A 10,484-nucleotide genomic window follows, 5' to 3' on the forward strand; every position below is an offset into this window, starting at 1 on the left:
GTGGCGGACCGGGGCGAGTGACTGCTACTGGCTGCAAACCGCTTGGGGACCAACGCGATTGGCGTCACTGTCTGCGCCGGGCGTGCGCCCCTCGTCTTTACGGGCTGAGCTTCATGCCCCGGCCAGCGAATCGACGAGCGCTAGGGCGTCGTCGACGGAACCCGCCGGGTCGTTGAGCGGGTACAGCACGCCGCGCACCGTGCGGGAGGAGTCGAGGACGAGGGTAAGCCGCTTGAGCCGGTCCATACCCGCTGCGCGGAAGGTCGGTAGCCGCAGCGCCGCGGCAAGCTGAAGGTCGGCGTCGGACAGGAGCGGGAAGGCGATCCGCTCGTGCTCCGCGAAGGCGGCGAGCTGGTCGGGGCGCTGCACGCTGACTCCGTGCACCCTCACGTCGCGCTCCGTGAAGGCCGCCATCCGGTCGCGATAGGTGCACGACTCGAGCGTGCAGCCGCGGGCGCCCGGGATCTGGCCCCAGCCCGGCGGGTAGTTGTGCCCGCCGGGTGCGTAGGCCCCGGGGAAGCAGTACAGGACCGTCCATGCCCGGTCCGTGGAGACCGGGTCGACCGGCACGCCCTCCGCGCCGCCGAGTTCCAGCTCGGGGAGCCGACGCCCTACCAGGGCGTGCACGCGTCGGGTCTCGGCGGAGTCGGTCGCGCTGGTGGCCGACAGGACGCCGTCGCCCATGACATGGCGGGCGCCCCAGTCCTGGAGGGCGACGAGCACCGGTAGCAGTCCGCGTCCGGCCGGCGTCAGGTGGTACTCGTACCGGGGAGGGTGCGCGCTGTAGAGACGCTTCTCCAGCACCCCGTCCGCGACAAGGGCTTTCAGACGCTCTGTCAGTACTTTGCGGCTGATGCCGAGTCCGTCCCGGAGCGCGTCGAACTGGTGCGTCCCACCCACGACGTCGCGGATGAGCAACAGCGTCCATGGATCACCGACCACCGCAAGCGCCTGCGCGATCGCGCAGTCCGGGTCGCCGAGCTCTGTGTACCGCATGATCCATGAGTATAGTCAGTTCCCTAAAGAGACTCACTCGACGGTCGCAGGGGGCAGGTATGACGATGGCGGTGCAGGGGCGGGGAGAGACGGAGAATCAGCCGGACGGCGCGTCGCGGGTGGCCGCGTTCTGGCGGTACTGGGGTGCGTCCACGGTGAGCGGGCTCGGCGACGCCGTGACGGCGGTGGCCCTGCCGTTGCTCGCGGTACTGGTGCTGCACGCCTCGGCATTCGAGGTCAGCCTGATCACGGCCGCCTCCTATGCTTCGTGGCTCCTGATCGGCCTCCCGGCCGGAGTCCTCGTGCATCGTCTACCGTTGCGCGGGACGCAGGTGGCGATGGATCTGGTCCGGGCCGCTGCGGTGGCCTCGGTGCCGGTGGCCGCCGCGCTCGGGGTCTTGAGCCTGCCGCAGCTGATCGTGGTGGCCCTGGTGGTCGGGCTGGCGTCCGTCGTCTTCGACGTCGGCAACTCGACCTTCCTGCCCTCCATCGTCAGCAAGAAGGAGCTCACCGCCCGGAACAGCCTCACCTCGGGGACCAGGGCTGCGACCCAACTCGGTGGCCCCTCCCTCGGCGGCGTGCTGGTCCAGCTGCTCGGCGCGGCGACGTCGATCGTGGTCGACGCGGTGAGCTACCTCGTCTCGGCCACGCTCATGGGCAGCCTGCCGCCGGTTGCGCACCCCGCGCAGGAGAGCCCGCGCCGCGGCATGGGCGACATGATTCGCGAGGGCTGGCAGTACGTCACCCACCACCCCGTCATCGGCCCCTGCACGGCCGACGCGACCGCCGTCAACTTCGTCTGCGGCGGCCTCATGGCGCTCACCCCGGTCTTCCTGGTCCGCACCCTCGACGCGCCGCCCGCCCTGGTCGGGATACTCATCGCGACCGAGGGCCTCGGCACCCTGGCCGGTGCGGCGCTGACGCCACGGATCGTCGCACGCCTGGGCAGCGGCCGGGCGCTGCGCTGGGCCGCGGTGGTCTCCCCGTGCTTCGCGGCGCTGATGCCGCTGGCCGGCCACTCCCTGGCACTCGGCCTGTTCGCCCTGGGGAACGGCGGTTTCGCCGGGGCCGTAGTGGTGACGAGCATCGTGACCCGCACCTACCGGCAGACGGCCACACCCCCGGAACTGCTGCCGCGCGTGATGGCGACGGTCCGCTTCATCTCCTGGGGTGCGGTCCCATTCGGCGCGCTGGCCGCGGGAGGTGTCGCCGCCCTGTGGGGAATCCGCGCTTCCTTCGCACTCATGGCCGTGTTCTCCACGGTCAGCCCAGCGATCCTCCTCGCGAGCCCGATCCGCCGGATGCGCGAGCTAGCGTGAGCGGGATACCGCGGGATGGGTGGCGGCCGTGTCAGTCGTGCGGCGCCGGTGCTTCGTACGGAGGGGTCTTGCTGACTGAAGGTTTCCGCTCAGGACCTGGGGCGACTTGAGCCCGTCAACAGCAGCTGACCTGCCACAGAAGCTGCGCTCGGTTGAGTGAAGTCCTCGCCTGATCCGAGCAGGGCCCCACGCTACGACACGCCTCTGCCAACGCCAGGCCTGCGATAACCACGGCAGCCGCTCGATGGGGCTCTCCGAGGCGCCGCGGGACGGGGTAACGCAGAGCAAAGTTCGCGGCTGGGCGGTCTGGCATGCTTCATGCTCAGCAGCGCAGGGCGATCGGCATCGTGATTGGCGGCGCCCGCAGCCTCGAGATCGAACCGGGAGTGGTGCGCGCCGACTCCGACGAGTCCGCCGGCGGTGCTGACGCCGTTGGAGGCGGCGGGCAGAAGCCGCCTTCCAGGCCGCTGGTGGCAAGCCGCCCGAGCTGCCGGTGCCCTAGGAGCGGCGCCAATCTCGTGCGAGGGTCCTGCTTGCCGCGCAAGGAATCACCAGTGGTAGGCAACTGGGGTGCAGTACAGGGGATATGGGGCTCAGTACGTGGCGCACCAGGCGGGGCTCAGCGCGGCCTACGGGCAGTGGGCTCAAGCCAACGGAGGCTGACCTGTGCGCCAGGGAAGGCAACCCCGCCCGCCTACAGAGGGCTCGAAACCGTCGGCCGCGCGGTCCGTTGTCCGCACACCCGGGCTACCTGTAGAAGACGGCCACGCCTCCATGATGCGAGTCGGCGCCCTGATGCTGGGCGGCGTTGGCGTGTTGGGGAGTGCATGGGTGGTGTGGTCGGTGTGTTCGGCGGCGTAGATGGCCGTTTCTTGCGGTGGCCGGCCGGTGCAGCACGGCTGGTGGGACCGCGCGTAGGTGGCGTGGGGCAAGTTCCGAGGTTCGGTCGGCGAGTACGGCAGCATGCCCGGCGCCCGCGTCAGCCCCACCGACCAGGACACCGGTGACGTGCTGGCTTCCTGGCCGGATCAGGGTAGGGCCTGTCTTACGGATCACCTCGCAGCCGGCCCGCTGCTGATCCGCGCGGGTCGCGGCAGGCGCCGCGAACTCACCATGGTCGGCTAGGAAGTTGTCCAGGCCGTCGAGGACTGAGCCCACACCTTCGTGGACCAGCGGCGGGAGACGTGGCAGCAGTCCGCGCGCCCGCGTTCACCAGGGGGCCGGACGAAACGAAGAACGCGCAGGCCGCACAAGGACGAGGCCGCCGAACGCGGAAAGAGCGGGCCAGCACGGCCCCCGCCCCGCCGGATCCCAGTGCCACCGCGAGCACATCGAACCCGGCTCCCATCTGTCCCGGCTGCGGCGCCTGCGCCCGTACCTCCACCCGGCCGCGCAGCGCTTCTTCCGCCGCCAGCACTGCCACCGCCAGTGGAACCGATGCCGGCGCAGGCCCGAGACCGGCTGCCCGCGCCCGGAGCGCTGCTTGGCGGCCTGGTCTTCCAGCCGAAGTTATGGACAGGGTTTACATCTCTCCGTTGTCCACGCCACAGCTGTGAACGATCGGCGCGCGAAGATGGGCGGCACCAAGGTGGGCGCGTGGTGATCTGGAGCTGCCACGGACGTCACCAAGACGATGATGCTGCTGGCGTCCTCGCATGCATCCAACTCAGGGCCTGTGGCTGTTGACAGCAATGCTTCTCCAGGACCCCGCAGCGGGCGCAGGACCGTCCAGGCCGGGGCGCGCCGCGCGCTGACCGCTCGTTTCTGCCGCAGTCGGAATAGGGCACTTCCAGCGCGTTGATCCGGGGACACTCGCCAGCTTCGATCGAGCGCCCTGATCCCCCCTTGCATGTTCTATGCCATATCCCATAAGTTACCGGCAGGTAGCTCGCTCGGCGGGCCATCTCGTCGTTGGGAGGGTGATAGGCAAGTGAATCCGCGCAAGAGTGACAGCCGTGACCGGATGATCCTCAGTGCTGCTGCGCTGCTGCGTGAGTACGGGGCAAGCGCGACCAGCATCGACCGGGTGCTCGCCCACAGCGGAGCCCCCCGGGGCTCGGTGTATCACCACTTCCCCGGCGGGCGGACGCAGCTCATCGACGAGGCGGTGGCGCTGGCGGGGGACTTCATCGCGGGCCTGATCGATGCCGCCATGGAGGCGGATGATCCGGTGGAGGCCGTCGACGCGTTCTTCGTGCTGTGGCGTGACCGGCTCGTGGAGAGCGGTTTTCGGGCCGGCTGTCCGATCGTGGCGGTGGCCGTGGAGACCAACGACGACGCACCCCAGCTTGCCGCCTCTGCCGCCGCCGTCTTCGCCCGCTGGCAGGAGGCTCTCGCGGCCCTGTTCGTCCGGCACGGCCTGACCGATGAACGCAGCCGTCGGCTGGGCGCCTTCGTCATCGCTGCGGTCGAAGGCGCGGTGATCATGTGCCGGGCCGAGCAGAGCACCGCCCCGATCGAGGCCGCCGCCGCCGAGATCCACGACCTGCTCCTCTACACCTTGCGCGACCGCCCCGGTGCGGAACCCGGGCCCCAGCCATAGCCCGCAGCCACTTCACCCAGTCAACTCAGCTCGAAGGAATCGCCATGCCCTCGCTCGACCGCCACGACAACGTCTTCGTCCTCGACCTCGGAGACGGAGAGAACCGTTTCCACCCCGACTGGCTCACCGCCGTCAGTGCCGCGCTCGACGAGGTGGAGAAGGCGGAGGGCCCCCGCGCCCTGGTCACCACCGCCACCGGCAAGTTCTACTCCAACGGACTCGACCTGGACTGGCTGTTCGCCCACGCCGACCAGCACCAGGACTACGTCGTCTCCGTCCACGAGTTGTTCGCGCGGATGCTGTCGCTGCCGGTCATCACGGTGGCCGCGCTGCAGGGGCACACCTTCGCAGCCGGCGCGATGTTCTCCCTCGCCCACGACTTCCGCGTGATGCGTGCCGACCGCGGCTACTGGTGCCTGCCCGAAGCGGACATCAACATCCCCTTCACCCCCGGCATGGCCGCCCTGATCCAGTCCCGGCTGGCGCCGCAGACCGCACACGAGGCCATGCTCACCGCCCGCCGCTACGGCGGCGACGATGCCGCGGCCGTCGGCATCGTCGACCAGGCGGTCACCGAGGACGCCGTGCGCTCCACCGCCATCGAGATCGCCCAGGCGCAGGTGGCCAAGGCCGGCGACACCCTCGGCACCATCAAGTCCCGGATGTACGCCCCTGCGCTAGCCACGCTGCGCGACACAACCGACCCGCTCGGCTGACCAGCACCCCCCCCGATCGGCACCCCGCGCCCCGGCTCACCCCGGGGCGCGGCTGCCCCAGCTGCCCACCGCACGAGGAGAGAGGGCCGATGACCGCCGCTTCGCCAAAACCCGCGGCGACAAGGAGCACGTCGCCACTGCCGGCTACGCCTGCAACAAGGCCCTGCGTCTGGACCACTACCAAAACGGCGGAGCCCGGCTGACGACGCCGCTGCGCCGGGAGGCGGACGGCACCACCTTCACCCCGAATCGACTGGGACACCGCCATCGGTGAGATCGTCGCCCCGCCGAAGACTGTTTGCGACACCCACGGCGGCGAATCGATCTTCTTCTATGGGGGTGGCGGGCAGGGCAACCACCTCGGCGCTGCAACGCCGGGCTGCGTCCAGCGGGCGCGCATCCGCCCGGCTGGCCGAGTAGTGCGGTCCACGGCGATCAAGCGCCAGGCACTTCCCCAAGGCCGCGTGCCCGGTTGCGTAAACGGGTACCGCCGGACACTTCGTCGCTTCCCCGGTCGGAAGCGACCGGCATCGGTTGCCCGGCTGTCCCGTGGCTGCTTTCTCTCCGTTGATGCGCGGATCGGGTGCGGGCGCCGCGGGGCCCCGGCGGTGGAACAGTGGAAGAGAAGAGGGGACTGCGTGCCGGGCGAAGGAGGGCACGATGAGGCATTGTGTGCTGGCGGCTATCGACGGGTCCCAGGGCAGTCTGGCGGCAGCCGACTGGGCGGCGCGGGAGGCCGTGCTGCGTGGGGTTCGGCTACGCCTCGTGCACGCTTCTCCGCCGATGCCGGGCGTCGTCTCCGTCCCGGCCGTGGATACCTTGCGCGGCATGGGTGAGCGGCTGCTCGAGCGGGTGATCGCCGAACTCGGAGACCGCTACCCGGGCATCGATGTGCGGGGCGAGCAGGTCGACGGCGCTCCGGCTACGGCGCTCCAGGCCGCGTCACGCAGTGCCGGGCTGCTCGTCGCCGGGACACGGGGATCGGGTGGCTTCGACGGTCTCGCGGTCGGCTCGGTGGCCCTGCGAGTGGCGGCAGCAGCCGTCTGCCCTGTCGTGCTGGTGCCTGGACGTCCCGCTGGTGTCCCCGGAGAAGGGCCGAGCGTGGCGCACCGCGCCGCCCGCGTGGCGCTGGGCTTCGACGCGCACGATCCGGCCGATGAGGCCGCGGACTTCGCGTTCTCGGCCGCTGAGGCGCGTGGGGCACATCTGCACGTGATTCAGGCGTGGGCTTTGCCTGCCGAGTCCGTATCTCCCCGGACGCCGTTCGTGACGGAGGAGGATCGAGCCACCTGGGAGGACCAGGAAGTCCTGGGACTCTCGGACGCCCTGCGCACGTGGCAGGAGAAGTATCCCGGGGTCCCGGTCCACACCGATGTCGTCCTGCTTCACCCCGCGCAAGCACTCTTGAACGCCTCTCGGCGGGTGGGCCTGGTCGTCGTGGGCTCCCGCACCGATCCCCATGCGGCCCAGGGGCGGCTGGGGCCGGTCACGCACGCCGTACTGCACCACACGAGCTGCCCGGTGGCGGTGGTGCCGTGCGCCGGCTGAGGGCGTCCCAGCCGGCAGATGCGATGGCGATTCGGTGGGCGCCAAGGTCGGTCACCGGGGGCAGTCAGCCGAAGAACACCTCGAACTCGTCGTACAGCGACGTATCGACTTTCTTGGTCTCCGCCGTGGCGGTGGCGAGAGGGACGCGGACGATCCGGGTGCCGCGCAGGGCCACCATCATGCCGAAGTCGCCGTCCTTGACCGCGTCGATGGCGTGCAGCCCGAAGCGGGTGGCCAGCCACCGGTCGAAAGCGCTCGGGGTACCGCCGCGCTGGACGTGACCGAGGACCGTGGTGCGGGCATCCGTTCCCGTGCGGTGCGAGATCTCCCGCGCCAGCCACTCGCCGACGCCGGACAGGCGCACGTGGCCGAACTCGTCCACCGCCTGGTCCCTCAGGATCATCTGCCCGTCCTTGGGGACGGCCCCCTCGGCCACCACGACGATCGGCGCATAATTGATCTTGAATCGGCTCTGCACCCACGCACAGACCTGCTCGACGTCGAACGGCCGTTCCGGGACGAGGATCACGTTGGCGCCGCCGGCGACGCCGGCGTGCAGGGCGATCCATCCCGAGTGCCGCCCCATCACCTCCACCACGAGTGTGCGCATGTGCGACTCGGCCGTGGTGTGGAGACGGTCTATCGCCTCGGTCGCGATGCCCACGGCTGTGTTGAAACCGAAGGTGTAGTCGGTGCCGGACACGTCGTTGTCGATGGTCTTCGGCACGCCGACCAGATTGATTCCCTGCCGGCTCAGCTCGGTGGCCACACTGAGCGTGTCCTCGCCGCCGATCACGACGAGCGCGTCCACGCCGTGTGCGGCGAGGGTGTCTCGCACGCGGCGCAAGCCGTCCTCGTGCTTGAAGGGGTTGGTGCGAGAGGAGCCGAGGATGGTTCCGCCGCGCGGGAGGATTCCCCGCACTCTGGGGATGTCCAGCGGGACGACACTGTTCCGGAGGGCACCGAGCCAGCCATCCCGGAGTCCGACGAAGTCGAAGGCGTATTCCTGAACACCTTTGCGGATGACGCTGCGGATCACCGCGTTGAGACCGGGACAGTCGCCGCCGCCGGTCAGCACTCCGACCTTCATGGCCTCCTCCCTTCCGCCGGTCACCCCACGGGGTAAGGATGATCTCCTTCCAGCGTCCCCCCATAGGTCACCAGCTACCACTCCGCGCGGGCGGCACTGGCCGATTGGCCCGGAGCCGGGTTTCTTCCACAGCCGCGGCGCTCAGGCGTCATGCAGCGCTTCCCCGGGGATGTCTGGGGAATCGTGCTGTAAGCGTCCCTGACCCTGGCCAACAAGGGCTACCAACTCACTGCAGCGCGGTAGCAGGCTACCTGGCCAACTGCCGCTGACACCGCTCGCACAACAGCCCTAGCCGGGCATCAGCCATGTCCGCCCAGCATGATCTTCCACACTCGGGTCGCCACCTGGAGGTTGAGCCGGTCCTCGACGTTCGCGAGGTCGTTGCCGCTGATGTCGCGGATGCGCTGGAGCCGATAGCGCAGCGTGCTGCGGTGGATCGCCAGGGATGCGGCGGTCTCGTCGTAGTTGCCGCCGCAGTCGAAGTACCGGGACAGGGTCTCCACCATGGCCGCGTGGTGCCGGGAGTCGTAGTCGATGAGCTGCCCGAGCCACTCGTGGACGAACGTCTCCAGTTCCCGGTAATCGTTGTCAGGTCCCAGGATGCGGTAGAGGCCAAGCTCGTCGAAGAACGTCGTGCCGTAGCGCTCACGGGAGTGGCGGCGCACTTCCAGGGCGCGCTGCGCCTCCTGGTAGCGGTGAGGGATGTCGTCCAGGGAGTCGGAAGGGGCGCTCACCCCGATTGTCCCCGACCGTGTCCCGGTCTCCAGGGCGAGCGCCTCGTACAGCGCGCGGGCGTGCGGCCTGTCGTCGGCGACGAGGACCACGTGGTCGGGACGGCGGGTCAGCAGCGAGCGCATGCCCACGGCAGAGGCCGCCCGGCCCACGGTCTGCGCGAAGGAATCGTCCGCGGTCCGGTTCGACCACTGCACCACGACGACGTAGTGGCTGCGGTGCAGGTCGTGTCCGACTGCCTCGGATCGGGCGTAGGCGCTCGCCGCGCCCGTCCCTGCCAGGAGGTCGTCGACCAGCTCGCGGTGCAGCCTCAGCTCCACTTCGGCCAGATTGCGCAGGTGCGCCAGCTCAAGGGCGAGCGACGTGGCGGCGTGTTCCAGCGCGAACACGGTGTGCTCGTCGGCCTCGCCCCGGGCATCGACCAGGGCCAGCACGCCCAGGATCTCGCCGTGCGGGCGGACCAGGGTGATCAGCCGGTCCTTTATCCGCACCGGACCGGCCTCCCGGGCGACGGTGTGCAGCATTTCGTCCTGGCGCACGGGGTCCGGTTCCGGATAGGGGTCGGGGCGGCTGGGGCCGGTCCAGGACCTCAGCCGACCGAAGCGGTCCTCGACCAGCGCGGGGAATCCAGTGAGCCCGTGCAGTGCGCGGGTGATGGCTTCATCGCCGCCGCCCGAGGCAGCGACGTCGGCCATGAGCGCGTGAACGGCCCGCTGGTATCCCAGCTCAGCCACGACGGAGATCAGCTGCCGCTGGAGGGCTGTGCGTTCCTCCCTCAGCCGGTGCAGCTCCAGCGCGTCCTCGCGTTGGCGGCGGTGTGCGAAGGCGACTGACAGAGCAGCAGCGGTGTGCCGGACGAGCGTGGCGAGCAGGGATCGCTCGGCCTCGGTGGGCCGGTAGCGGGACGTCACCACGAGGTAGCCGTGGAGTCTCTCAAGCCCGCGCAGCCCCAGGGCCCGGCCCCAGGGACTGCCGGGTACGGTCACAGGGCCGTCCTGCCCGGCCAGCTCCCGCACCCTCCGGTCCACGGCCAAGGCATGGATCTGCTCGTTCCTCGGGCTGGGGACCAGGTCGCCGTCCACCTTGAGGTATCCGGCCTCGGCGCTGTATGGCCCTGCGGCGGCTATGTGGTCCATGGCCAGGCGCAGGATCTCACCTTCGTCCGGGGTGTCGAACTGGGCGCGGGATAGCACCATCAGTTCGCGGAGGTCATGGTCGGCCGGGGTTGGAGCGGGTGGGCGGGGCCCTCTCCCCGCGGCCGTGAGGTGCCGCCCGGAGCCGCCCCGCGGAAGGCTGCCCTCCCGGTCGGAGCAGCGGCGGTACAGGTTGTGCGCCCAGCTGCCGGCCATGGGATCACTCCGTATCACCCCGAGCCCTCAGGGAGGCGAGCGGTGTTCCGGGTACCCGCTCGCGGGCCGGCTCATCCGAGATGTTCGGATTCTTCCTCTAGGGCCTGTGTGAGGTCGTGATCATTCTCGGGTTCTGGTCCCGTGCGGGGGTGGGACCTGGTAGGACGCTGAGTGTGACACGTATGCAACTCA

8 protein-coding genes are annotated in these 10,484 nt (G+C 70.0%); 4 read left to right on the forward strand and 4 right to left on the reverse strand.

Annotated features, from left to right (window positions below; all coding sequences use genetic code 11):
- Window positions 1-111: 111 nt before the first annotated feature.
- Window positions 112-996 (reverse strand): winged helix-turn-helix transcriptional regulator, encoded by an 885-nt coding sequence (locus ACWGJM_RS42545; protein ID WP_453417125.1) that lies wholly within the window; start codon window positions 994-996, stop codon window positions 112-114.
- Window positions 997-1,055: 59 nt separating this feature from the next.
- Here ACWGJM_RS42545 and ACWGJM_RS42550 point away from each other — a divergent pair, with 59 nt between their 5' ends.
- Complete coding sequence (locus ACWGJM_RS42550; RefSeq protein ID WP_453417126.1) at window positions 1,056-2,315, forward strand: MFS transporter; 1,260 nt, start codon at window positions 1,056-1,058, stop codon at window positions 2,313-2,315.
- 1,108 nt (window positions 2,316-3,423) lie between these two features.
- Here the strand turns inward: ACWGJM_RS42550 and ACWGJM_RS42555 are convergent.
- On the reverse strand, window positions 3,424-3,738 hold the full coding sequence (locus ACWGJM_RS42555) for an effector-associated constant component EACC1 (RefSeq protein ID WP_453417127.1): 315 nt from the start codon (window positions 3,736-3,738) through the stop codon (window positions 3,424-3,426).
- A 507-nt stretch (window positions 3,739-4,245) separates the two neighbouring features.
- On the opposite strand from ACWGJM_RS42555, the gene ACWGJM_RS42560 reads away from it, so the two are divergent.
- From ACWGJM_RS42560 to ACWGJM_RS42570, 3 genes are all read left to right on the forward strand, one after another.
- Window positions 4,246-4,857 (forward strand): TetR/AcrR family transcriptional regulator, encoded by a 612-nt coding sequence (locus tag ACWGJM_RS42560; protein ID WP_453417128.1) that lies wholly within the window; start codon window positions 4,246-4,248, stop codon window positions 4,855-4,857.
- A 44-nt stretch (window positions 4,858-4,901) separates the two neighbouring features.
- Entirely contained in the window at window positions 4,902-5,573 is a 672-nt protein-coding gene (locus ACWGJM_RS42565) for an enoyl-CoA hydratase-related protein (protein WP_453417129.1), read from the forward strand.
- A 660-nt stretch (window positions 5,574-6,233) separates the two neighbouring features.
- Complete coding sequence (locus ACWGJM_RS42570; protein WP_453417130.1) at window positions 6,234-7,121, forward strand: universal stress protein; 888 nt, start codon at window positions 6,234-6,236, stop codon at window positions 7,119-7,121.
- A 64-nt stretch (window positions 7,122-7,185) separates the two neighbouring features.
- On the opposite strand, the gene ACWGJM_RS42575 is transcribed toward ACWGJM_RS42570, so the two are convergent.
- Together ACWGJM_RS42575 and ACWGJM_RS42580 are read right to left on the reverse strand one after the other, a co-directional pair.
- A complete protein-coding gene (locus ACWGJM_RS42575) occupies window positions 7,186-8,211 on the reverse strand; it encodes a 6-phosphofructokinase (RefSeq protein ID WP_453417131.1) in 1,026 nt (341 codons plus the stop codon).
- Window positions 8,212-8,510: 299 nt separating this feature from the next.
- Window positions 8,511-10,292, reverse strand: a complete 1,782-nt coding sequence (locus tag ACWGJM_RS42580) for a PucR family transcriptional regulator (RefSeq protein ID WP_453417132.1) — start codon at window positions 10,290-10,292, stop codon at window positions 8,511-8,513.
- Window positions 10,293-10,484: the final 192 nt, after the last annotated feature.

This window comes from Streptomyces sp. NPDC054834 (genome assembly GCF_053611185.1).